The sequence below is a fragment of the Herbiconiux sp. SALV-R1 genome (genome assembly GCF_013113715.1).
In the GTDB taxonomy this organism is placed as follows: Bacteria; Actinomycetota; Actinomycetes; order Actinomycetales; family Microbacteriaceae; genus Herbiconiux.
Map to the genome: position 1 here is coordinate 2,921,653 of NZ_CP053344.1, position 21,947 is coordinate 2,943,599.

21 protein-coding genes and 1 tRNA gene are annotated in these 21,947 nt (G+C 71.5%); 13 read left to right on the top strand and 9 right to left on the bottom strand.

The genetic code is table 11. The annotated features are described in order from the left end of the window. The first annotated feature begins 79 nt into the window (after positions 1-79). Both HL652_RS14015 and HL652_RS14020 read left to right on the top strand, forming a co-directional pair. Positions 80-739 (top strand): SDR family oxidoreductase, encoded by a 660-nt coding sequence (locus HL652_RS14015; protein WP_171705887.1) that lies wholly within the window; start codon positions 80-82, stop codon positions 737-739. Between the two features lie 80 nt (positions 740-819). Further along, positions 820-907, top strand: a tRNA-Ser gene (locus tag HL652_RS14020). Positions 908-1,079: 172 nt separating this feature from the next. Here the strand turns inward: HL652_RS14020 and HL652_RS14025 are convergent. From HL652_RS14025 to HL652_RS14050, 6 genes are all read right to left on the bottom strand, one after another. Continuing rightward, positions 1,080-2,480, bottom strand: a complete 1,401-nt coding sequence (locus HL652_RS14025; RefSeq protein WP_171705888.1) for an ABC transporter permease — start codon at positions 2,478-2,480, stop codon at positions 1,080-1,082. Further along, positions 2,477-3,238: an ABC transporter ATP-binding protein gene (locus HL652_RS14030; RefSeq protein ID WP_171705889.1), complete on the bottom strand. Its 762-nt coding sequence runs from the start codon at positions 3,236-3,238 to the stop codon at positions 2,477-2,479. The genes HL652_RS14025 and HL652_RS14030 overlap by 4 nt, the downstream gene beginning before the upstream one ends. A 148-nt stretch (positions 3,239-3,386) precedes the next feature. After that, positions 3,387-4,007 (bottom strand): LuxR C-terminal-related transcriptional regulator, encoded by a 621-nt coding sequence (locus tag HL652_RS14035; RefSeq protein ID WP_171707357.1) that lies wholly within the window; start codon positions 4,005-4,007, stop codon positions 3,387-3,389. Positions 4,008-4,078: 71 nt separating this feature from the next. Beyond that, positions 4,079-5,533, bottom strand: coding sequence for a histidine kinase (locus HL652_RS14040; protein ID WP_171705890.1), 1,455 nt, complete (start codon positions 5,531-5,533; stop codon positions 4,079-4,081). A gap of 308 nt (positions 5,534-5,841) precedes the next feature. Next, positions 5,842-6,279 (bottom strand): DUF3151 domain-containing protein, encoded by a 438-nt coding sequence (locus HL652_RS14045; RefSeq protein WP_171705891.1) that lies wholly within the window; start codon positions 6,277-6,279, stop codon positions 5,842-5,844. Positions 6,280-6,585: 306 nt separating this feature from the next. Then, positions 6,586-9,066, bottom strand: a complete 2,481-nt coding sequence (locus tag HL652_RS14050; protein WP_171705892.1) for a phosphoketolase family protein — start codon at positions 9,064-9,066, stop codon at positions 6,586-6,588. Positions 9,067-9,178: 112 nt separating this feature from the next. Between HL652_RS14050 and HL652_RS14055 the strand changes: the two genes are divergently transcribed. The 4 genes from HL652_RS14055 (at position 9,179) to HL652_RS14070 (ending at position 14,151) form a co-directional block, all read left to right on the top strand. Then, the gene (locus HL652_RS14055) at positions 9,179-10,537 is read left to right on the top strand and encodes an ion channel protein (protein WP_253743297.1); all 1,359 of its coding nucleotides are present in this window, start codon (positions 9,179-9,181) and stop codon (positions 10,535-10,537) included. Positions 10,538-10,650: 113 nt separating this feature from the next. After that, the gene (locus HL652_RS14060) at positions 10,651-11,376 is read left to right on the top strand and encodes a hypothetical protein (protein WP_171705894.1); all 726 of its coding nucleotides are present in this window, start codon (positions 10,651-10,653) and stop codon (positions 11,374-11,376) included. A 46-nt stretch (positions 11,377-11,422) separates the two neighbouring features. Further along, on the top strand, positions 11,423-11,830 hold the full coding sequence (locus HL652_RS14065) for a heavy-metal-associated domain-containing protein (protein ID WP_253743298.1): 408 nt from the start codon (positions 11,423-11,425) through the stop codon (positions 11,828-11,830). Beyond that, on the top strand, positions 11,827-14,151 hold the full coding sequence (locus HL652_RS14070; RefSeq protein ID WP_171705895.1) for a heavy metal translocating P-type ATPase: 2,325 nt from the start codon (positions 11,827-11,829) through the stop codon (positions 14,149-14,151). Before HL652_RS14065 ends, HL652_RS14070 begins: the two co-directional genes overlap by 4 nt. Positions 14,152-14,279: 128 nt before the next feature. Here HL652_RS14070 and HL652_RS14075 read toward each other — a convergent pair whose 3' ends face one another. Further along, complete coding sequence (locus tag HL652_RS14075) at positions 14,280-15,824, bottom strand: MFS transporter (protein ID WP_371743510.1); 1,545 nt, start codon at positions 15,822-15,824, stop codon at positions 14,280-14,282. A 224-nt stretch (positions 15,825-16,048) separates the two neighbouring features. Between HL652_RS14075 and HL652_RS14080 the strand changes: the two genes are divergently transcribed. Continuing rightward, positions 16,049-16,696, top strand: coding sequence for a nucleotidyltransferase domain-containing protein (locus tag HL652_RS14080; RefSeq protein WP_171705896.1), 648 nt, complete (start codon positions 16,049-16,051; stop codon positions 16,694-16,696). Between the two features lie 117 nt (positions 16,697-16,813). On the opposite strand, the gene HL652_RS14085 is transcribed toward HL652_RS14080, so the two are convergent. Next, positions 16,814-17,431: a hypothetical protein gene (locus HL652_RS14085; protein ID WP_171705897.1), complete on the bottom strand. Its 618-nt coding sequence runs from the start codon at positions 17,429-17,431 to the stop codon at positions 16,814-16,816. A 160-nt stretch (positions 17,432-17,591) separates the two neighbouring features. Between HL652_RS14085 and HL652_RS14090 the strand changes: the two genes are divergently transcribed. The 4 genes from HL652_RS14090 (at position 17,592) to HL652_RS14105 (ending at position 19,895) form a co-directional block, all read left to right on the top strand. Beyond that, a complete protein-coding gene (locus tag HL652_RS14090; protein WP_171705898.1) occupies positions 17,592-17,828 on the top strand; it encodes a hypothetical protein in 237 nt (78 codons plus the stop codon). A 74-nt stretch (positions 17,829-17,902) separates the two neighbouring features. Beyond that, a complete protein-coding gene (locus tag HL652_RS14095; protein ID WP_253743300.1) occupies positions 17,903-18,370 on the top strand; it encodes a GNAT family N-acetyltransferase in 468 nt (155 codons plus the stop codon). Between the two features lie 68 nt (positions 18,371-18,438). After that, complete coding sequence (locus HL652_RS14100) at positions 18,439-19,209, top strand: alpha/beta fold hydrolase (RefSeq protein WP_171705900.1); 771 nt, start codon at positions 18,439-18,441, stop codon at positions 19,207-19,209. After that, positions 19,206-19,895, top strand: coding sequence for an esterase/lipase family protein (locus tag HL652_RS14105; protein WP_253743302.1), 690 nt, complete (start codon positions 19,206-19,208; stop codon positions 19,893-19,895). The genes HL652_RS14100 and HL652_RS14105 overlap by 4 nt, the downstream gene beginning before the upstream one ends. 40 nt (positions 19,896-19,935) lie before the next feature. On the opposite strand, the gene HL652_RS14110 is transcribed toward HL652_RS14105, so the two are convergent. Continuing rightward, the gene (locus HL652_RS14110) at positions 19,936-20,601 is read right to left on the bottom strand and encodes a LysE family translocator (protein WP_253743304.1); all 666 of its coding nucleotides are present in this window, start codon (positions 20,599-20,601) and stop codon (positions 19,936-19,938) included. A 26-nt stretch (positions 20,602-20,627) separates the two neighbouring features. Here HL652_RS14110 and HL652_RS14115 point away from each other — a divergent pair, with 26 nt between their 5' ends. Then, a complete protein-coding gene (locus HL652_RS14115) occupies positions 20,628-21,158 on the top strand; it encodes a CGNR zinc finger domain-containing protein (RefSeq protein WP_171705901.1) in 531 nt (176 codons plus the stop codon). Between the two features lie 5 nt (positions 21,159-21,163). Further along, positions 21,164-21,946: a family 16 glycosylhydrolase gene (locus HL652_RS14120; RefSeq protein WP_171705902.1), complete on the top strand. Its 783-nt coding sequence runs from the start codon at positions 21,164-21,166 to the stop codon at positions 21,944-21,946. Position 21,947 lies beyond the last annotated feature (1 nt).

Genomic DNA, 21,947 nt, shown 5'->3' on the forward strand with positions numbered 1-21,947 from the left:
CTCCAGTGTAGCAAGAGCTCGCGGTGGCGTGGAGCCGGGGCGGGTGGCCGGTGTCGGTGGGTGGTGGTTCGCTGGAGGCATGAAGATCGCCATCGCAGGAGGACACGGGCAGATCGCCCTCATCGCCACACGGCTGCTCGCCGCCGAGGGGAACGAGGTGTGGGGCATCATCCGTGATGCGGCGCAGTCGTCCGACATCGAGGAGGCGGGCGGGCAGGCGCTCGTGCTCGACCTCGAGCACTCGTCGGTCGAGGCGCTGGCCGGCGAGCTGTCGTCGCGAAGCATCGACGCTGTCGCGTTCGCCGCGGGTGCCGGGCCGGGGTCGACCGCCGAGCGCAAGCTCACCGTCGATCGCGACGGCGCGGTGCTGCTCGCCTCCGCCGCCGAGGCGGCCGGCGTCTCGCGCTACGTGATGGTGTCGGCGATGGCCGCCGACTCGTTCGACCCCTCGAGCGACGACGTCTTCCAGATCTACCTGCGCGCGAAGAGCGAAGCGGATGCGGCGCTGCGCGCCTCCTCCCTCGACTACACCATCGTGCGCCCCGGCGGCCTCACCGACGACCACGCCATCGGCACCGTGCAGGTGGCCGTCGACGGCTCGACCGGCCGCGGCACCATCCCGCGCGCCGACGTCGCCTGGATCGTCGCCCGCCTGCTCACCTCGGGCGAGGGCATCGGCACGCAGTTCGAGGTGATCTCGGGAGACACCCCGATCGCCGACGCCCTGCGCTCCCTCTGAGCTGCCCGGCCCTCGAGTGCACGACGGTGCGCCGCGCGTCGGGTAGAGTGTTCGAGGTCGTCGCGCGCAAGCCGACGTCAGGAGAATTCGCCTAGTGGCCTATGGCGCACGCTTGGAAAGCGTGTTGGGTGCAAGCCCTCGGGGGTTCGAATCCCCCATTCTCCGCCACACCCCGCCTCCCGCCGCTCATGGGAACGCGCACGCCCCCCCACAGCCGGGTTCGAATCCCCCATTCTCCGCCACACCCCGCCTCCCGCCGCTCCTCTGCGAGCGCGCTCTACGCCACCGGCCGTGCTGAGGCGCTGGCCTCCCCCGCGCCGCAGCGCGTGGCCCGCGCCGCTCACTCGACCGCGAGGGCCACGACCGGGGAGATGCGGGTGGCGCGACGGGTGGGGGCGACGGAGGCCGCGAGGGTGAGAAGGGCCGCCGAGATGGCCACCGCGGCGAGCAGCCAGAGGGGCACGACCGGGGCCACGAATCCGCCGGTGCCCGGCAGCGAGGCCAGCAGCGACTGCGCACCCGCCCAGCCGTAGAAGGTGCCGAGCAGCAGACCGACCAGCACGGCGGCGATGGTGAGTTGGGCGCTCTCGACGGCGATCATCCGTCTCAGTTGCCCGGCGGTGAACCCGAGCGCGCGCAGCAGCCCGAGCTCGCGGGTGCGCTGCAGCACGCTGAGCGAGAGGTTGTTCACCATGCCGACCGCCGCGATGAGCGCGCTGAAGCCGAGCAGCACCGAGAAGACGACGACGGTGACCAGGATGACGGAATCGAGCTGCACCGCATCCCCCGGCTCGCTCGGGAACGCCGTCTCGAGCACCCGCTGGTAGCTGCCGGTCGCGACGGCGAACATCGTCACCAGCGTCACGCCGATGACGAGGCCGATGGTGGTGCGGGTACTCCGCTCGGGGTAGCGCACCGCGTTCTCCGCGGCCAGACGCGCACTCGCGCCACGACCGAACAGGCGGCCGACGAGTCGCAACGTCGCGGGCATCACGACCTGGGCGCCGAGCACGAACCCGGTGAACGAGAGCACCCCGCCGAGCACGGCCGGCAGGATGCCGACCGGGTTCGCGATGCCCACGATCACGCCGAGCGCGAGCATTCCTCCGCCGAGCAGCAGGAAGACGAGCGCGGCGGCGTTCCGGCCCCGCCGGCCCCTCGCCTCCTCGTACCGAAGCTCGTGCGCGCCGCCCGTCGCCTGCATCGGCGACACGTCGAGCACCCGGCGCGAGCCGGCCCAGGATGCCGCCCAGGTGGTGAGCACCACGGTGACCATCGGGAGCACGATCACGGGCTGGATCCATTCGTAGGGCAGCGCGGGAGCGAACCCGCCCGCCACCGCAGCCTGCAGCAGCCCCGCGCTGACCAGCACGCCGAGCACCGCCCCGAGCATCGCACCGAGGGCGCCCACCGCCAGCCCCTCGCGGGCCACGGCTCGGCGCTGGCTCGACGCGCTCGCGCCGAGCAGCCTGAGCAGGGCGATGGTGCGGGTGCGGCCCGCGATGATGGTGGCGAAGGTGTTCGCCGTCACGACCGCCCCCACGTAGGTGGCGATGACGATGAAGACCCCGGCGAGCAGGGCCAGCACGAACGCGACAGTCGAGCTCGACCCGGTGACGTCGTCGGCCGAGATGATTTCCGCGAGATGCCCGATCACCGACAGGAGTGCGACGCCGAACGCCGCAGAGAGGGTGGAGACGAGGATGCTCGGGGCGTGCTCGCCCCGTCGCACACGGTTCACGCCACACCCTCCATCCCGAGCATGTACCGGCTGATCTCGGCGGCGCTCGAACGGCCCCGCTCTTCCGCGATGCGCCCGTCGGCCAGGAACACGATGCGATCGGCGTAGCTCGCCGCCACGGGATCGTGGGTCACCATGGCGATGCTCTGCCCGTACTCCGAGCTGGCCGCGGCAAGGAGCGACAGCACCTCGCGCCCCGTGCGCGAGTCGAGGTTGCCGGTGGGCTCGTCGGCGAACACGAGGTCGGGGCGCGAGCCGAGTGCGCGCACGATCGCCACCCGCTGCTGCTGCCCGCCCGAGAGCTCGTGCGGGCGGTGCCGCAGCCTCGGAGCGAGCCCGAGCGAGTCGATGAGCCCGTCGATGCGCAGGCGCTCCTCCGCCGTGGGGCGCCGGCCGTCGAGCTCGAACGGGAGCAGGATGTTGCCCTCCACGTCGAGCGTGGGAACGAGGTTGAACGACTGGAAGACGAAGCCGACCCTGCGCCTCCGCACGGCCGTGAGCTCGCGGTCGCCGAGGGCGGAGATGTCAGTGTCGCCGATCCACACCCGGCCGGCCGTCGGTGTGTCGAGTCCGGCCATGATGTGCATGAGCGTCGACTTGCCCGATCCGCTCGGGCCCATGATCGCGGTGAACTCGCCGCGACGGATGCCGATGGAGACGTCGTCGAGCGCGGTGACGGCGGTGCTCCCCCGGCCGTACGATTTCGTGAGCTGTGTGACCCGGGCGACGAGGCCGAGGTCGGTCGGTGTGATCTGCATGCTCCGACGCTACGGAGAGGGTGCGGCGGTGCGCGTCGGACCACGGGACGACGGCCGTCCATCGCTGGGATGACACTTCGCTGGGCTCGACGGGCCACGCGGGGCGACGTCGAGCCGTGCCCGGCTGCACCTCGTGGGCGCAGCCGCCTCAGGTCAGCCCGCGCTCGTGGGCGAACACGACGAGCTGCACCCGGTCGCGCAGCTCGAGCTTGCCGAGGATGCGGCTGACATGCGTCTTCACGGTCGCCTCGCTCACGAACTCCGTGCGGGCGATCTCGGCGTTGCTGAGGCCGCGGGCGGCGAGCCTGAAGATCTCCTGCTCCCGGGCGGTGAGCCGCGCGAAGGCGGGCGGCTCGCTCGTGCCGGGCGGCGCGGCAGGAGCATCCGTCACCCCTTCGGCGAAGTGCTCGAGCAACTCGTGCACCGCCGAGGCGGCGATGACGGAGGTGCCCGCGTGCACGGTGCGGATGGCGGCGAGCAGGAACTCGGGGTCGGCGTCTTTCAGCACGAAGCCGCTCGCACCGGCGCGGATGGCGCGCGCCGCCGCCTCGTCGAAGTCGAAGGTGGTGAGCACGATCACCCGCACCGTGCGACCGGCGGCGTCGGCGGCCGCGAGCACGCGTCGGGTCGATTCGATGCCGTCGAGCACGGGCATCCGCACGTCCATCAGCACGACGTCGGGCAGCGCAGATTCGGCGAGCAGGGCGCCTGCCGCCCCGTCGCCGGCCTCGCCCACGAACTCCAGATCGGGCTGCGACGACACGACCATGCGGATTCCCGCACGGAACAGCGCCTGGTCGTCGACGAGGGCGACACGGATGCGCGCTGCGGCGGTGTCGGTCACGGACGGCCTCCTGAGGTGATCGGGATGGTGAACTCGACGACGAATCGCTCGTCGTGGGCCGCCGCGCCGAGGGTGCCGCCGGCGAGCAGGGCGCGCTCGCGCATCCCGTCGACCCCGTGCCCCGCGGGCGCCGCCGCCGGGGCCGGGGCCGCGCCCGCCGCCGGGGCCGCCGTTGCCGGGGCCGGGGCCGCAGGGACCGCGGGCGCCGCCGGGGCCGGGGCCGTGGCCGCAGGCACCGCGGGCGCCGCCGCGACCGCGGGAGCCGCCGGCGTGACGGTGGCCGCCGCCGCGCTCGCAGGGACCGTGGCCGCAGCTGCCGCACCCGCAGGGACGGTGGCCGCAGGGACCGCGGGCGCCGCCGCCGGGGCCATGACCGTGGCCGCACGGAGCGCGGGCGCCGCCGGGGCCGTGGTCGCAGGGACCGCGGGCGCCGCCGCGGTTGCCCGGGCGACGCGGTTCGAGATGACGCCCGACACGCGGTCGGGCTGCCAGGTGAGCTCTACGCGCGCACCGTCGCCGGCGCCGTGGCGCAGGGCGTTGGTGAGGGCCTCCTGCACGATGCGGTAGACCGCGATCTGCGCCCCGGCCGGCAGGGCGGCAGGCGTGCCGGTCTCCTCGATCGCGACGGGGAGACCGGATGCGCGCAGCTGCCCGTAGAGCCGGTCGAGGTCGGCGAGCACGGGCTGCGGTCCGGGTGCCTCGTCGTGGCGCAGTTGCGCGAGCAGCAGTCGCACGTCGGCGAGGGCTTCGCGAGCGGTCGACGAGATTGTCACGAGCGACGAGTCGACGGCCTCGGGATCGGTCGCGCGGGCGTAGCGCGCGCCGTCGGCCTGAGCGATCACGACGGCGAGCGAGTGGGCGACGACGTCGTGCATGTCGCGCGCGATGCGGTTGCGCTCCTGCTCGACGGCCACCGTCTGCTCCGCCAGCGCTTCCCGGCGGCGACTCTCGCGCGCGGCGGCCCAGGCGCGCGCGAGCAGCCCGAACGTCCAGCTGAGCACGAGGGTCGCCGAGGAGGCGATGAGCAGGATCGTGGCCGTCAGCAACACCCGGGAGGGTGCGGGCGCAGCGACCTCCCCCACGATGGCGCTCCAGTACGCGATCGCGGTGAGGTAGGCCGTGGCGATCACGGCGCCGAGGATCGCCGAGCCGAGCCCCACCCACTTCAGCCCCGCTCCACCCCGCCGCGCCGTGGCGTAGAGCACGGGCAGGATGGCGAGGTTCGCGAGATCGGGCGGCAGCACCGCCGCGAGTTGCACGATCGCGCCCAGCCACGCCACCCCGAGGGCGAGCACCGGACTCACCCGGCGGAGGGCGAGCGCACCGCCCATCGCGACGACGACCACCGCGAGGGCGACACCTTCGATGCCGATCGCCACCCGCAGCAGCACGCAGGCGACGGCCAGCCCGATGTCGATCGCCAGCTGCGCCGGCCCCAGGGTGCGGATCACCCCTTCACGCTACGGTCTTGCCCGCCGCCGCTCGACCCGCGCGGAGCCGAACGGGGCGAGAACTCACGGAAATCATCCTCGAGATGTACGCCGCGTGCGCGCGAAACGACGGAGTATCCGGCGCGACAGGGGACGAGCATCCGTCGTTCGGGCGACATGGCCCGAAACTCCGTCGTTTCGCTGAGCCCGGGGCGGCGGGTGAGGGCGGGGCGGCGGGTGAGGGCAGGGCGGCGGGTGAGGGCAGGGCGGCGGCAACCGCCAGCCCGGCCCGCGGCCCCGCGGCAGGCGGGCCGGCGCCGCAGGCGCGGCTAGCGGGCGCCCGACTCGATGGCGGGGATGGCAGCGGGGTCGGCGCCCTCGAGGAAGTCGGTGAGGCGGGTGACCTCGTCGGTCTCGCCGATGCCCTCGGCGGCGCGGCGGAGCATGTAGAGCGCCAGCAGCACGCCGCGGTTGCCCTCGTGCGACCACGGCACCGGGCCCTGGCCCTTCCAGCCGCCGCGGCGGAGGGCGTCGAGACCGCGGTGGTAGCCGACGCGGGCGTAAGCGTACGACTGCACGAGCTCGCGGCGCGACCAGGCGCGGTCGGCGAGCACGGCCCAGGCGAGCGAGGAGGTGGGGTGCTCGCGCACCGTCTGCTCGAGCACGTCGTCGACGTCGAAGCCGACGGCTGCGGCGAGCGCCTCGCGCACGGCCGGGTCGTCGGTGAGGTAGGTCGGGGGCACGCCCAGGAGGTTCTCGCTGCTCATGCTCCGATCGTACCCGCGCTGTGTGCGTCCCCTCCCCGAGGAGGGAGGGGGCGGCCCCCGGAACGACGAGACGCCCCGGCCTGCACGACCGGGGCGTCTTCTGGAATCGAACTGGAAATGCGGGGCGGGGCTCAGTGAGCCCGGGCTCCCGTCACCTGCTGAATCGAGCCCGATGCGATCTGGCCTGTCATAGTCGACTCCTTTCGTAGGCGGTTCCACCGATGAGGTGGATGCCCTATTCAACGCCTCCGCGCATCCGTTGTAAAGCGGTTCTCGTGCGCTCAGGGCGAAACGGGCGGCGGGCGGCTAGCCGTTGTCACCCCCGGTGTCGACCGCTGAGTCGTTCGGCCCCTCGCTCGACCCCTCGGAGTCGAGCGCGCCGCCCGACTCCCCCGAGCGGTCGAACGGCAGCCCCGCCGAGCCGGTGACGTCGGGCATGTCTTCGCCGTGGCTGCGCGTGTAGGCGCGGTGCTCGGCACGCGCGTCGTCCATCTTCTGCGACAGCGCCGCATACGCGGTGGTGAGCCGCGGCACGCGCCGGATGACGTCCATCACCAGCCGGAACCGGTCGAGATCGTTCAGCATGAGCATGTCGAACGGGGTCGTCGTGGTGCCCATCTCCTTGAACCCGCGCACGTGGATGTTCGAGTGGTTCGTGCGCCGGTAGGTGAGGCGGTGGATGAGCGACGGATACCCGTGGAAGGCGAAGATCACGGGCTTGTCGACCGTGAACACCGCGTCGAACGACTCGTGGTCGAGGCCGTGCGGATGCTCGGACTCGTCTTGCAGGCGCATCAGGTCGACGACGTTCACGAACCGCACCGCGAGATCGGGGATCTCCTTCCGGAGGATCTGCACCGCGGCCATCGCCTCCACGGTCGGGATGTCGCCCGCCGACGTGATGACCACATCCGGCTCCTCCCCCGGTCGCTCAGTGCCGGCCCACTCCCACACGCTCACGCCGCGGGCACCATGCGTTCGTGCCTCCTCGAGCGAGAGCAGCGTGGCGGTGGGTTGCTTGCCGGCGACGATCACGTTCACGTAGTCGCGGGTGGCGAAGCAGTGCTCGGCGGTGACGAGCAGCGTGTTCGCATCCGGGGGCAGGTACACCCGCACCACGCTCGCCTTCTTGTTGACGACATGGTCGAGGAACCCGGGGTCTTGGTGCGAGAAGCCGTTGTGGTCTTGCCGCCAGACGTGCGAGGAGAGCAGGTAGGTGAAGGAGGAGATGGGCCGCCGCCACTCCACCTCGGCGCTCGACTCCAGCCACTTCGCGTACTGGTTGAACATGGAGTCGACGATGTGGATGAACGCCTCATACGAGGTGAACAGCCCGTGCCGCCCGGTGAGCAGGTAGCCCTCGAGGAGCCCCTGCGCGAGGTTCTCGCTCAGCACCTCGATGACCCGCCCGTCGCGAGCCAGGTGGGTGTCGGTGTCGAGCACCTCCGCCTGCCACTGCTTCGCCGTGACCTCGTAGACGTCGTCGAGGCGGTTCGACGCCACCTCGTCGGGCCCGAAGATGCGGAAGGTGTCGGGGTTCTCGGCCATCAGGTCGCGGAGCCACTGCCCGAGCACCCGCGTCGGCTCGACGACGACCCCGCGCCCCTCCGAGACGTCGACGGCGTGCGGCTCGAGGGGAGGCAGCCCGAGCGCCTTGCGCAGCAGACCGCCGTTCGCGTGCGGGTTCGCGCTCATGCGCAGCTCGCCGGATGGCCGGGCCGCGTCGAGCACGGCAGAGGGGCGGCCGTCGCGCTCGGCGTCGAACAGCTCGCCGGGACGGTAGCTGCGCAACCACTCCTCGAGCTGCGCGAGGTGCTCCGGGTTGCCGCGCACGCCCGACAGCGGCACCTGGTGGGCCCGCCACGTGTTCTCGACGGGGAGCCCGTCGACGACCTTCGGCCCCGTCCAGCCCTTGGGCGTCTTCAGCACGATCATCGGCCACGGCGGTCGGGACGGGTCTGAACCGGTGCGGGCAGCATCCTGAATCGCGGCGATGTCGTCGAGAGCCTCGGCGAGCACGGCGGCGAAGCGCTCGTGCACGAGCATCGGGTCTTCGCCGTCGAAGCCGCCCTCGACGATGCGCGGCGAGTAGCCGTAGCCGATGAACAGCGACCGCAGCTCCTCCTCGGAGATGCGGGCGAGCAGGGTGGGGTTGGCGATCTTGTAGCCGTTGAGGTTGAGGATGGGGAGCACGGCTCCATCGCTCGCCGGGTCGAGGAACTTGTTGAGGTGCCAGCTCGTGGCGAGCGTCGCCGTCTCGGCCTCGCCGTCGCCGATGACGCAGGCGGCGATGAGGCCGGGGTTGTCGAGCACCGCGCCGTAGGCGTGCACGAGGGAGTAGCCGAGCTCGCCGCCCTCGTTGATGGAGCCCGGCGTCTCGGGCGCCGCGTGGGAGGGGATTCCGCCGGGGAACGAGAACTGCCGGAACAGCCGCGAGATGCCCTCGCGGTCGAACGGGATGCGCGGGAACAGCTCGGAGTAGGTCTGGTCGAGCCAGGCGTTGGCCACGACTCCCGGGCCGCCGTGACCCGGGCCGGCGAGGTAGATGACGTCGCAGCCGCGCTCGACGATCTGCTTGTTGAGGTGCGCCCACACCAGGTTGAGCGCGGGGGTGGTGCCCCAGTGGCCGAGCAGCCTGGGCTTGATCGACTCGGGCGTGAGGGGTTTGTCGAGAAGGGGGTCGTCGCCGAGGAGGTAGATCTGCCCGACGGAGAGGTAGTTGGCCGCCCGCCACCAGGCGTCGACGACCTCGAGTGCGACAGGTTCGGTGGTGCTGTGCTCGCTCATGGGCCTCAGCCTAAGAAGGTGCGGCGGGCGCGGCCAGGGGTTGTGGAGAACCACTGGAGAGTGCGCCCCCTGTGCACTACTCTCGGGCCAGCCGCTCGAATCTGGGGGAACCGTGACCGCAGCATCGCCAGACGCCTCTCCCGCACCCGCCCAGGGTGCCCAGGGCGGCGCGCCCGACGAGACTCCCGACCGCGCACCGGCGACCCGCGTGCAACTGCTGCTCGCGATTCCCGCGCTCGTCGTGGGGGCCGTCTCGGCGCTCATCCTGTTCGCGCTCGACGAGCTCTCGGAGTGGCTCGAGGGCCTCATCTGGCACACCCTCCCCGAGGCGACCGGCCTCGACCCCTCGAACGGCTTCTTCATCTTCACCGTGCTCACGCTGACGGGCATCGCCGTGGGGCTCGTGGTGTGGCAGCTGCCGGGGCACGGCGGCCGCGACTCGGCGACGACCGAACTCATCGCTCCCCCGCTGCCGCTGCGCTCGCTGCCGACGCTCGCGCTCGTGGCGACGCTCGGCCTCGCGGGCGGTGTGAGCCTGGGACCGGAGAACCCGATCATCGCCATCAACGCGGGACTCATGGCCGCGGTGGTGGGCCGGATGTTCACGCGGGTTCCCGTGCAGCTCACCGTGATGATGGCGGCGGCCGGCACCGTCGGTGCGCTGTTCGGCACACCGGTGGCGGCCGCACTGGTGCTCACCGGCATCGTCGCCGCGTTCCCGCGCGGCGGCGCGCTCTGGGACAGGCTCTTCCTGCCGCTCGTCGCCGCCGGTGCCGGCTCGGTGACGATGCGGTTCCTCGCCCACCCGACGTTCGAGCTGCCACTGCCCGCCTACGACACCATCGCCCCGATCGACCTGCTGAGCGGCGCCGGCATCGCGGTCGCGGCGGCCGCGTTCGGGGTGCTTTGCGTGGTGCTGTTCCGGGCACTGCACCGCTTCTTCCACGGTTTCGGCAACCCGCTCGTCTACATCACGCTGGGCGGCGTGGCGCTGGGGCTGCTCGGGGCGCTCGGTGGCGAGATCACGCTGTTCAAGGGGCTCGCGCAGATGGGTGAGCTCATCACGAACGCGGGCGAGTACTCCGGACTGCAGCTGCTGTCGATCTTCGGCGTGAAGCTGCTGGCGCTCGCGGTGGCCGGGGCGTCGGGCTTCCGGGGCGGACACATCTTTCCCGCGGTGTTCCTCGGCGTGGCGTTCGGCATGTACGCGAACGTGCTCGTTCCGGCGATCCCGCTCACGCTCGCCGTGGGCGCGGGAGTGCTCGGCATGGTGCTCGCCATCGCCCGCGACGGATGGATCGCGCTCTTCGTCGCCACCCTCGTCACCGGCAGCGTGGTGGCGCTCCCGCTGCTGTGCATCGCCATCCTCCCCGCCTGGCTCCTGGTCTCGCGCGCCCCCGAGATGGTGGTCGCGGAGGTTCCCGACACGAACCGCGTGCTCAACCCCTTCCGCCGTCGCGCCGCGGCCTGAGCCGTGTAGCGGTGGCCCGGCTCGGCGGGGCCGGGTGCGGGCTGGGTGTTGGCTGGATCGTGTCCCCCTGACGGCCGCTGTCGCGCCCCGAACGGGGCACGTATCCTGAAGCCATGGGTGAGGGAGAGCGGGGTGGAGGCATGCCTGCGAGCCGTGCAGCAGCATCCGCCGCCCTTCCGCATGCGGGCGAAGAGACCGGCACGCCAGGTCCCGAGGGCACCCGCGAGCCGGGGGCCGTGCGCACGCTGAGGCCGCGATCGCAGCTCATCCGGCAGACGCGGCTCGTGGTGGCGGCGCTCACGCTGCCGATCCTGGCGGCGATGCTGTGGTTCGCCATCCCGCGCGGAACGTGGCCGCGGGTCATCATCGCGGCGCTGTTCATCCTCGCGCTTTACGTGGTGGCGGCGGCGTTGCTGCGAGGGGTGAGCATCCGTCTCGAACGCGACGGGCTCATCGAACGCGGCTTCTTCGTGCGCCTGAACCGCGTGCCCGCGAAACGTGTCGCGACCGCGCTGATCGTCGACATCTACCGCGGTGCCACGACCGAGACCACGCGGCAGCTGTTCCTGCTCGACACCACGGGTGAGCCCCTGCTCCGGATGCGCGGCGAATTCTGGTCGAACGACGACATCGACACGGTCGCACGGGCTTTCGGGGCGCCCGTGCAGCGACTGAGCGACCCCATCACGGCCGACCGGCTGCGCACGGAGATGCCCGAGCTGGTGTACTGGTTCGAGCGCTGGCCGTGGGCCGGGCGGCTCGCCATCGCCGGAACGATCGCGCTGTTCACCCTCGTGCTCATCGCCCTCATGTCGCCGGCGAGCCTGGCCATCAGCTGAGTCGGCATCCTCGCACCGCATACCGGGTGGGGGTATGCTGGACGTGATGTCACAGCACAATCCGGCGGAGGAGACCACCATCATGCAGAGCGACGGATTCCGCGACCTGGGGCTGACGGCACGCGGGGGTGACGGATGCGCGTGCTGCGCACCCGGGGCCGGCGCGGCGGGTGCGCACGGGGCTGGTCACGCGGGGCCTGCGGGCGTGGGCAGCACGGGTGCTGGCGCGGGCGGCGCGGTGACGACGCTGCTCGTCGAGGGGATGACGTGTGCGCACTGTGTGGCGAGCGTCACCGAGGAGCTCTCGGAGGTGGACGGGGTCGAGTCGGTGACCGTCGAGCTCGTGGTCGGGGGCGCTTCGACGGTGCGGGTCGCCGGGCCCGGCGCGGGTGCGTCCGAGGCGTTGCAGGCCGCCGTCGAGGAGGCCGGGTACACGCTCGCCCCGCGCTCATGAGCGCGCTCGACGTCGAGCTCGAGATCGGCGGCATGACCTGTGCGTCGTGCGCCAACCGGGTAGAGCGCAAGCTGAACAAGCTGCCCGGGGTCGAGGCGACCGTCAACTACGCCACCGAGAAGGCGCGCGTGCGATCCGACGGGGTCGACGCCCGCGAGCTCGTGGCCGCCGTCAAGGCCGCGGGCTACACGGCCACCCTCCCGGCGCCGCCGGCCGCTGCGCCGCTGGCCGCTGCACCGCGGGAGTCTGCTCGGTCGTCCGCATCCGGTGTCGACCCGGCCCGCGCATCCTCTCGCCCTTCTGAGGGTGCGGCCGACCCCACCCCCGCGCCTGACCGCGGGTCGCGGATGCTGCTGCGCCGGCTCGTCGTCTCGGGGGCGCTGGCGCTGCCGGTGGCGCTCATGTCGATGGTGCCGGCGCTGCAGTTCACGTCGTGGCAGTGGGTCGCGCTCGTGCTCGCGACGCCGGTCGTGGTGTGGGGTGCGTGGCCGTTCCACCGCGCGGCGGCGGTGAACGCGCGGCACGGCGCCGCGACGATGGACACGCTCATCAGCGTGGGGGTGCTCGCCGCCTACGGCTGGTCGCTCTACGCGCTCGTGTTCGGGTCGGCCGGTGAGCCCGGGATGCACATGTCCTTCAGTCTCATCGGCACGCCCGAGGGCGGATCGGGCGAGATCTACCTCGAGGTCGCGTCGGCGGTGACGGTGTTCATCCTGGCCGGGCGGTACATCGAGTCGCGGGCGAAGAGGTCGTCGGCGGAGGCGCTTCGAGCGCTGCTCTCGCTCGCCGCGAAGGACGCGTCGGTGCTGCGCGACGGGGTCGAGCAGCGGGTGCCCGCGAGCGCGCTGCGGGTCGGCGATCTCATCGTCGTGCGTCCCGGGGAGAAGATCGCCGCCGACGGCGTGGTCGTCGAGGGGGCGTCGGCGGTCGACACGAGCCTCGTCACGGGCGAGTCGGTGCCGGTGGAGGTGTCGGCGGGGTCGCGCGTGATCGGGGCGACGCTCGTGGTCGGAGGGCGACTCGTCGTCGAGGCCACCCGTGTCGGCGCCGACACGGAGCTTGCCCGGATGGGGCGCCTCCTCGAAGAGGCACAGACCGGCAAGGCGCAGGTGCAGCGGCTCGCCGACCGCGTCTCGGGAGTGTTCGTGCCGGTCGTGATGGTGCTCGCGGTCGTCGCGTTCGCCGGGTGGCTGCTCGCCGGGGCGTCGCTCGAGGTCGCGTTCACGGCGGGGGTGGCGACGCTCATCATCGCCTGCCCGTGCGCCCTCGGGCTCGCGACGCCGACGGCGCTGCTGGTGGGCACGGGGCGTGGGTCGCAGCTCGGCATCCTGCTGCGTGGACCGCAGGTGCTGGAGCAGACCCGTCGCGTCGACACGATCGTGCTCGACAAGACCGGCACCGTCACGACGGGCGAGATGAGCGTGCGGGAGGTGGTGCCCGCCACGGGCGCTCGCGGGGCGAGCGCGCCTGCGGGCGTCTCCGCTGCCGACCTAATCGCGATCGCGGCTGCCGTGGAGGAGGGGTCGGAGCATCCGGTGGCGCGGGCCATCGTGCGGGCGGCCGCCACCGACCTCCCGCGGGTGGAGGGCTTCGAGGCGCACACCGGGTTCGGCGTGCAGGGGGTGGTCGGCGGGCGGGCCGTGGTCGCCGGGCGCCTGTCGTGGCTCGCCGAGGAGTGGCGCATCGACACCGGCGCGCTCGCGCCACACGCGGCCGAGCTGGAGGCCGACGGCGCGACGGTCGTCGCAGTGGCCGCCGAAGGCGTCGCCCTCGGACTCATCGCCGTGGCCGACACCGTCAAAATCACCAGCGCCCGCGCCATCGAGGAACTGCGAGCCCTCGGGCTCACCCCCGTGCTCCTCACCGGCGACAACCCCGGAGCCGCCGCCTTCGCGGCGCGCGCCGTGGGCATCGACGAGGTGCGGGCGGGAGTGACGCCCGCCGGCAAGCTCGACGCCATCCGCTCGCTGCAGCGCGAGGGGCGCGTCGTCTCGATGGCGGGCGACGGCGTGAACGACGCCGCGGCGCTGGCCGCCGCCGACCTCGGACTCGCCATGGGCGACGGCACCGACGCCGCGATCGCCGCCGGCGACATCACGATCGTCGGCAGCGACCTCCGCACGGCGGCGACCGCCATCCGTCTGGCGCGCGCCACCCTCGGCATCATCAAGGGCAACCTGTTCTGGGCCTTCGCCTACAACGCCGCGGCCATCCCTCTCGCCATGCTCGGCCTCCTCAACCCGCTGCTCGCCGGCGCCGCCATGGCCTTCTCCTCGGTCTTCGTCGTCACCAACAGCCTCCGCCTGCGCCGCTTCCGCTGACGCACCCCGCGCATCCGGCCGCCGTTGGTCGCGCAAAGTGCTCGCATTCCGCGAAATGCGAGCGCTTTGTGCGACCATCTAGCCCGGCGAACCCTGCAAACAACCACGCTGCAGGATGCGCGCAAGCGCTAGGTGCGCTGCTTGCGCGCCCGCGTGGTGCGCTCGCCGTCGACGTTGAGCTTGCCCTCGGATACGGCGGAGAGCGGGTTGGTGATGGCCTCGAGCGGTTTGCGCTCGGCGTTCACACCGAAGATGAACGAGATGACGCCGCCCACCACCATGAGCAGGCCGGCGCCGATGTAGCCGATGGTGATGGGGCCGCGGTCTTCGCCGTCGCCGATGAGCGAGGCGAACAGGAGGGGGGCGACCGATCCGGCGATCTGCGCGATGGAGAAGAAGTACGAGATGACCTGCGAGCGCATCTCGAGCGGGAACAGCTCGCTCACCGTGAGGTAGGCGGAGGAGGCGCCGGCGCTGGCGAAGAAGAATGCGACGCACCAGAACACGGTCTGGGTGGTGGCGTTCAGCACATCCGCCTGGAACAGGAAGCCCGAGACGGTGAGGATGACGCCCGACAGCCCGTAGGTGAGCAGGATCATCTTGCGCCGACCCCAGGTGTCGAACAGCGGGCCGAGCACCAGCGGGCCGACCAGGTTGCCGATCGCGAACGGGAAGAAGAAGTACTGCACCGCGTCGTTCTCGACCCCGTAGAAGTTCTGCAGCGCCAACGCGTAGGTGAAGAAGATGGCGTTGTAGAGGAACGACTGCGTGATCATCATGGTGAGACCCACCACGGTGCGGTTCGGGTAATCGCGGATGAGCACGCTCGCGATCTTCATGAACGGGATGCGGTCGAGCGGTTTCACCTCGATGGCCTGGTCGTCGGGCACCGGGTCGAGCTTCTTGCCCGACTCCTTCTCGACGCGGGCCTCGATGTCGTCGACGGTCTTCTCGGCGACGTCCTCCTTGCCGTGCGTCATCAGCCAGCGCGGGCTCTCGGGGATGTGCCGGCGCATATAGATCATGACCAGACCGAGCACGGGGCCGATGAAGAACGCGAGACGCCAGCCGATGTTCTCGGCGAAGTTGTCGGGGTTGAGGAAGAACAGGTTCGCCACCGAGCCGAGGGCGGCGCCGCCCCAGTAGGTGCCGTTGATGGCGATGTCGATGCGGCCGCGATAGTGGCTCGGGATGAGCTCGTCGATCGCCGAGTTGATGGCCGCGTACTCGCCGCCGATGCCGAGGCCCGCGATGAAGCGCATCACGAACAGGAACTCCATGTTCGGGCTCAATCCGGCGAGCGCCGAGCCGATCAGGTAGATCGCGAGCGTGATGATGAACAGCTTCTTGCGCCCGAACCTGTCGGAGAGCCTGCCGAACACGAGCGCGCCGATCACCTGACCGACCAGGTAGATGGTGCCGGCGAGGCCGACCTGCGCGGAGTCCATGCCGAGCTCGGCCTGGAAGCCGTTCGAGGCGATGATCTGGATCTCGAGGCCGTCGAGGATCCAGGAGACGCCGAGGCCGAAGACCACCATCCAGTGGAACCTCGTCCACGGCAGCCTGTCCATCCGCGCCGGAACCAAGCTCCTGACCGTGCGTGGGGCCTGGCCGGAATCTTTCGACTTGCCGGCCGCATCCGTGTTCGACGACATCACTACCTCCGTCAGCATCTCGCGTCTTGCGTCTCGCCTGTGCCGGTCGGTCACGGGGCGAATGCGAGGGACGCCGGCGGCGGATCCGACCGTACGCCCAGGTCAACAAAATCGCACGGGTGTTTCTCAGCCTCGCGCTGCGCGGGGCGGTGAGCTGGCTGCATCCCTTTCATAAATGATGAATCATCGGGTATTGTTTTTCCATCGCAGATGGCGAAATTTCGGTACGAGGAGATGCGGCCGTGCAGGTGCAGATGCCCTTCTGGGCAATCACGAAGTCGCTCGACGGCGCAGTGCTGGAGGTGCTCGTGCATGCTCACGCTCCGATGAGCATCGCCGACATCGCGCGGGCCACATCGAACTCCTACGCCGGGGTGCGGTCCACCGTGCACCGGCTCGCGTCGCAGGGCACGGTGCTCCGCTCCCCCGCCGGCAAGCTCACCCTCTACTCCTTCAACGCCGAGCACATCCTCGCCGGGGCCGTTCGGGAGATCGTCTCGGCACGAGCGCGACTGTGGGCACGCATCAGTGAGCTCGTTCCGCAGACGTTCGCCGACCCACCCGTCTACGCCGCCGTGTTCGGCTCCGCAGCCACGGGCACGATGCAGGAAGACAGCGACATCGATCTCTTCTTCGAACGGCCGGCAGGCGCAGACCCCGGTCGCTTCGAGGTCGACGCGGAGTCGGTCGCCTGGCAGGTGTTCCGCCTCACCGGGAACGAGGCACACCCCCTCATCTATGCAGAAGACGAGGTGGCGGGCGCCCTCGCGTCTCAACGCGTTCTCGCCGACATCGCCCGCGACGGCGTCCCGCTCGCGGGAGACCCGGCGGCCTTCCGTCGCCGTCTCCGCCGCGGCCGCCGCGGTGCAGAAGCCCGTGTCTCGGGTTGACCGAGTGCCGGGGGTGCTCGAGGGCCGACGGGCGAAAATGATCCAGTTCGTCGAAGCGACCGAACTCATCCACGAGCTGGCCGACGACGACGAGCCATCTGACAACGCTGCTCGGGGTCAAGACCCGCGCCGGCTACGGCCACGAGTCGATGACGAGCGCCAACGAAATGCGCGCCGTGCGCGCGATGCATCACATCGTCGCGGCGGCGCAGCTGTCGTGAGCACCCTTCGGGAGCTGATCGAGCATCCGCTGCTCAGGCGGGGTAGCCGAACTCCCAGGGGAGGGGGGGCGTAGCCCGGGACGAGGAAGGTGGCGCGCACGCCCGGGAGGGAGCGGTCGTCGGGCATGAAGAAGAGCTGCAGCACGCGGCCGCTGTCGAGCACGACCCAGCGGGTGATGGTCACGGGGTGGGAGAAGACGATCATGTCGTCGGTGAGTCCGCCCTCGTAGTGGGGGCTGGCGACGATGCCGGCGAAAGCGCCCCAGGCTTGAGACGGTTGGTATCCGCTGCTCGTGACGGTGAGCGTGCCGCTCGGTGTGACACTCGCCGCCGCCGATGGAGCCGCCGCCGCCAGCGCCACCACGGGCGCCGCCCACGCCGCACTCCTCAGCACCGCGCGCCGCGTGGCCCCGGCCGGCTCGTCGTCTCGTGGTGCTCCGATCGCGGCCGCACGCCGCGTCGCCCCGGCAGGTCCGCTGTCTCGTGGTGCGCCGATCGCGTTCGAGTCCTGCATCCGCTCCCCCGTTCGTCCCGTTCACGCTACCGACGACGCCCGCGCCGCATCCCGCCACCCGGTAGTTCTTACTAGTCCTGCACGGCGCGTGAATCACGGATGCGCGGGGCGGGGCGCGCGGGTAGTCGACTTGTGTCGAGCGGGGGCGTAGCGTCGGGGCATGGCGAAGATGTCGTGGGCGGCGTACGGGCTGGGTGTGGTCGTGGTGGTCGTGCTCGTGCTGATGAGCTCCGAGGTGGGGGTGCTGCTGAAGTCGATCGTCGTGGCCGGCACACTGTTCGTGGGGGCCGTGGTCGCCGCACTGAACGAGATCGCGCAGGCCCTCGGGGCACGAAGCGCAGAGCCGCTGCCGACGCGCCGACCGGCTGAGGCACCCCGGACGCGAGAGCGAGCGTGACGGCGCGACGCCCCGTGGCGTAGCGTCGAGGGATGCGGGTTCCTGGGGCGACGGAGCGGTTGCGGTTTCGGGAGATGGGCGAGGGGGATCTCGACGCGATGGCGGGGTTGCTCGGTGACGCGAGGGTGATGACGTACTACCCGGCACCCAAGACCCGGGAGGGCGCCGCCGCCTGGATCGCCTGGAACCGGCGCAACTACGACACCCACGGCTTCGGGCTGTGGATCGTCGAGACGCGCGAGGGCGAGTTCGTCGGCGACTGCGGTCTCACCGTGCAGGAGGTCGCCGGCTCCCCCGCCGTCGAGGTCGGGTACCACGTGCGCCCCGCGCTGCAGGGGCGCGGCTACGCGACGGAGGCCGCCGCCGCATGCCTCGAGTTCGCGAAGGATCACATGAGTGCCGACCGGGTGGTGGCGATCATCCATCCGCAGAACCGCGCCTCCGAGCGGGTCGCCGAGAAGATCGGGATGACGCGCCTGACCGACGAGGGCAGCGGTGACGCACGGCGCATCGTGCTGGGGGTGACGCTGCACCGACCTTGAGCGCTCCGGAGCAGACGAGACGTGTCAACCCCGTGGCTCGAGCGGCGACCGGGGGCAGGCTTACCGTGATGGAACGACGAGACAGCCCAGCCGCCACCGCCGCCCACCCGGCCCTGGCGCAGCCCACGGTGGTGATCGTCCCCGGCATCGGCATGTCGCACCGCTACAGCAGCCGCCTCGCCGAGGAGATGGGACGCACGAGGGCCGTGCTGGCGCTCGACCTTCCGGGCTTCGCTGGCCACCGCTTGCCAGACGGCACCCTCCCCCCGCCCCAGCAGCTGACCGTGCCCGAACTCGCAGACGCCGTGCTGCGCGCCCTCGACGACCACGACGTCACCGAGGCGGTGCTCGTCGGCCACTCGATGGGTGCACAGATCGCCGCGGAGGCGGCCCGCCGCGAGAACCTCACCACAAGCGTCACCCCGCGCATCCGGGGCCTGGTGCTCGCCGCGCCCGTCGTCGACCCGAGTCGGCGCAGCGCGGCGCAACAGACCGCCGATTTGCTGCGCGACACCTTCGCCGAGACGCCCGCCGCGGTGGCGGTGATCGCCGCCGACTACCTGCGCACCCGACCGCGACGCTTCGGCGCGGCGCTCCGACGGATGCTCGACTACCGCCTGGAGGAGACCATCGCCGACTGGAGAGGACCGGTTCTCGTGCTCCGCGGCAGCAACGACCCCATCGCCCGGCTCGAGTGGTGCGAACAGCTGACCCACCGCGCCGCCCGCGGCACCCTGGTCGAGCTCGAGGGCCCCGGCCACGTGCTGCAGCACACCGACGCCCCTCGGGTGGCGCACGAGATCGAGGCGTTCATCGCCCGGCAGGTCGCCGGCGCGTGAGCGGGCCCGTCAGCATCCGCGCCTTCGCCGAGGGCGTCACCAAGGACTACGTGGTCGCCGCCGCCCTGCAGCTCGGCGGGTGGGCCTCGCGCATCGACCCCGCCCGCTACGCCACCGGCACCGAGCGCCCGTGCATCGCCCTGCCCGGCGTCTACGAGACCTGGCACTTCATGCGGCCCATGATCGAGGCGCTCCACCGTCGCGGCCACCCGGTTCACGTCGTCTCCGCGCTGCGCCGCAACCGGCGCCCCGTGGTCGACAGCGCCGAGCTCGTCGCCCGCTTCATCGCCGACCGCGGCCTCGACGACGTCTTCATCGCCGCCCACAGCAAGGGCGGGCTCATCGGCAAGTACGCCATGCTGAAGCTCGACCCCGACCACCGCCTCGTGCGCATGGTCGCCGTCGCGACCCCGTTCTCGGGCAGCCGCTACGCCCGCTGGGCACCGAACAGCACGCTGCGCGCGTTCCGGTCGGACGACCCCACCACGACCCTCCTCTCCTCCGAAGACCTCGTGAACGAGCGCATCGTCTCGGTCTTCAGCAGCTTCGACCCGATCGTGCCCGAGGGCAGCGAGCTGCCGGGCGCCCAGAACGTGCGGTTGCCCTCAGGCGGCCACTTCGACGTGCTGCGCGACCGCCGCGCGATCGACATCGTGACGGAGGAGGCGGCGCGGCCCGCCGCCTAGTTGCGCGGCTCCCGGATGGCGGTCGCACCGGCCGCGCTTCTCAGACGTGCGCTCGGGCGGGAACCTCACGTGCGAGCAGGATCGCGACGGCGCCCAGCAGGGTTCCGCTGATCCGTCGCTGCCAGACGGTCCACGCGGGGCGGCGGGCCAGGACGCCGGCGATCGAGGCAGCGCCCACGACGATGAGCGCGTTGACGGTCATGCTGATTCCGATCTGCAGCAGGCCGAGAGCGACGCCCTGGGTGAGCTGGTGGCCCCGGTGCGGGTCGATGAACTGAGGAATCAGTGTCAGGTACATGATGGCGGCCTTGGGGTTGAGCAGGTTGGTGACCAGGCCCATCCGGAACAGTCGCCGACCACTGTCCCGTGGCAGGTCACGAATCTCGAAGACGCCCGCGCCCCCGGGGCGCAGCGCCTTCCACGCGAGCCACCCCAGATAGGCCACGCCGGCGGCCTTCAGAGCGATGAAGAGCCACGGCACGGCGACGAACACCACCGCGAGTCCCGCGTTGGCCATCAGCATGTAGATCACGAAGCCGACGCCGGTGCCGGCGAGCGAGATCAGTCCGGCACGGCGACCTTGTCCGATGCTGCGAGAGGCGAGGTACATCATGTTCGGGCCGGGGGTGAGCACCATCGCCAGCGCAGCGGCTGTCATGCCGAGCGCAGCCTCGCCGGAGAGGGGGAACGTCTGGAGTGGAGTCACAGCACCGAGCCTGCTGTAATGGCCTTATGCATCTCAACCCTTACGGTGAGTACGCGGTGCTGCTGGCGCAGTCGTTGGCCGACGACTGGCCGGCCGACCGCGACGGCGTCGTCGATCGCACGCGCGAATACGGCATGACCATGCCCTTCCCGGAGCAGGCCGGTGACCACGACCGCTGCCGGAACGTCGTCGACCAGTGGCTGGCCGTCGTCGACGCCCCGGATGCCGACCATCGGGCCGCTCTGTTGAACGAGCAGATGGCGACGGTCTCGGCCTACCCTCGCCTCACGGATCACCACGGGGAGGGCTGGCACCTGCACTACCGGGACATCGACGACGACCTTCCCCTGGTGCTTCACTCGGTGTTCGCCGTCGGGACGGCGCTCCACCTGAGCACGCGAGGCATCGATCGCCTCGGGCGCTGCGCGTCGGCACCGTGCCGGAAGGTGATCGTCGACACCTCGCGCAACGGAACCCAACGATACTGTTCGCCTCGATGCGCCAGTCGTGACGCCGTCAGACGCCACCGTGCGCGAGCCACCGCTCGGGAGAGCTGATCGTCATGCCGTCTTCGCCGGAGAGCCTTCCTCCTGCCCCGAACCGCGCCCCCGACTTCGACGACGACTTCAGCGGCGGTGGGGCGCCCGACCCGCGGCGCTGGGTGGCCGCCTACCTCCCGCACTGGACCACTCCCGACCGAGCTCGCGCCCGCTTCGAGACCGTGACGACCGGCCTCCAGCTGCGCATCGACGCCGACCAGCCCGACTGGCGCCCCGAAGACTCCCCGCTCCGGGTCTCGAACCTCCAGACGGGCCTCTTCTCGGGCCCGGTCGGCTCCCCGCGGGGCACGCACCGCCACCGCGCCGACCTCACCGTGCGCACCGAGACACCCCTCGAGTTGCTCTTCGCACCCTCCCGGGGCCGGGTCGAGGTCACCGTCTCCGCCAGCCGGGATCCCGGATGCATGACCGCGGCCTGGCTCGTCGGCACCGAGCACCGCTCCCCCTCCGAATCGGGCGAGATCTGCCTGTTCGAGATCGACGCCGAGGCCGTCGGCGAGACCACCACGGCCGCCCGCACGGGCGTCAAGGCGCACCACGACCCCGCCCTCACGACCGACATGGCCGAGGTCGAGATCCCGCTCGATGCTTCCCAACCCCACACCTGGACGGCGATCTGGGGCGACGGCGTCACGCTCATCGGATGCGAGGGCCGGGTCGTGCGCCGCATCGCCCGGTGCCCCGACTACCCGCTGTTCCTCATGATCGACCTCTTCGAGACAGCACCACCCGGCGGCTCCTACCCCAAGTCGGCCACCGTGCATCGCGTGCGCGCCTGGCACTGAC

Bases quoted from the DNA above. Each gene is read 5' to 3' on its own strand.
- HL652_RS14015 (WP_171705887.1), top strand. From the start codon at position 80: ATGAAGATCGCCATCGCAGGAGGACACGGGCAGATCGCCCTCATCGCC.
- HL652_RS14030 (WP_171705889.1), bottom strand. From the start codon at position 3,238: ATGCAGATCACACCGACCGACCTCGGCCTCGTCGCCCGGGTCACACAG.
- HL652_RS14035 (WP_171707357.1), bottom strand. From the start codon at position 4,007: ATGGTCGTGTCGTCGCAGCCCGATCTGGAGTTCGTGGGCGAGGCCGGC.
- HL652_RS14045 (WP_171705891.1), bottom strand. From the start codon at position 6,279: ATGAGCAGCGAGAACCTCCTGGGCGTGCCCCCGACCTACCTCACCGAC.
- HL652_RS14050 (WP_171705892.1), bottom strand. From the start codon at position 9,066: ATGAGCGAGCACAGCACCACCGAACCTGTCGCACTCGAGGTCGTCGAC.
- HL652_RS14060 (WP_171705894.1), top strand. From the start codon at position 10,651: ATGGGTGAGGGAGAGCGGGGTGGAGGCATGCCTGCGAGCCGTGCAGCA.
- HL652_RS14065 (WP_253743298.1), top strand. From the start codon at position 11,423: ATGTCACAGCACAATCCGGCGGAGGAGACCACCATCATGCAGAGCGAC.
- HL652_RS14070 (WP_171705895.1), top strand. From the start codon at position 11,827: ATGAGCGCGCTCGACGTCGAGCTCGAGATCGGCGGCATGACCTGTGCG.
- HL652_RS14075 (WP_371743510.1), bottom strand. From the start codon at position 15,824: ATGCTGACGGAGGTAGTGATGTCGTCGAACACGGATGCGGCCGGCAAG.
- HL652_RS14085 (WP_171705897.1), bottom strand. From the start codon at position 17,431: ATGCAGGACTCGAACGCGATCGGCGCACCACGAGACAGCGGACCTGCC.
- HL652_RS14090 (WP_171705898.1), top strand. From the start codon at position 17,592: ATGGCGAAGATGTCGTGGGCGGCGTACGGGCTGGGTGTGGTCGTGGTG.
- HL652_RS14095 (WP_253743300.1), top strand. From the start codon at position 17,903: ATGGGCGAGGGGGATCTCGACGCGATGGCGGGGTTGCTCGGTGACGCG.
- HL652_RS14100 (WP_171705900.1), top strand. From the start codon at position 18,439: ATGGAACGACGAGACAGCCCAGCCGCCACCGCCGCCCACCCGGCCCTG.
- HL652_RS14115 (WP_171705901.1), top strand. From the start codon at position 20,628: ATGCATCTCAACCCTTACGGTGAGTACGCGGTGCTGCTGGCGCAGTCG.
- HL652_RS14120 (WP_171705902.1), top strand. From the start codon at position 21,164: ATGCCGTCTTCGCCGGAGAGCCTTCCTCCTGCCCCGAACCGCGCCCCC.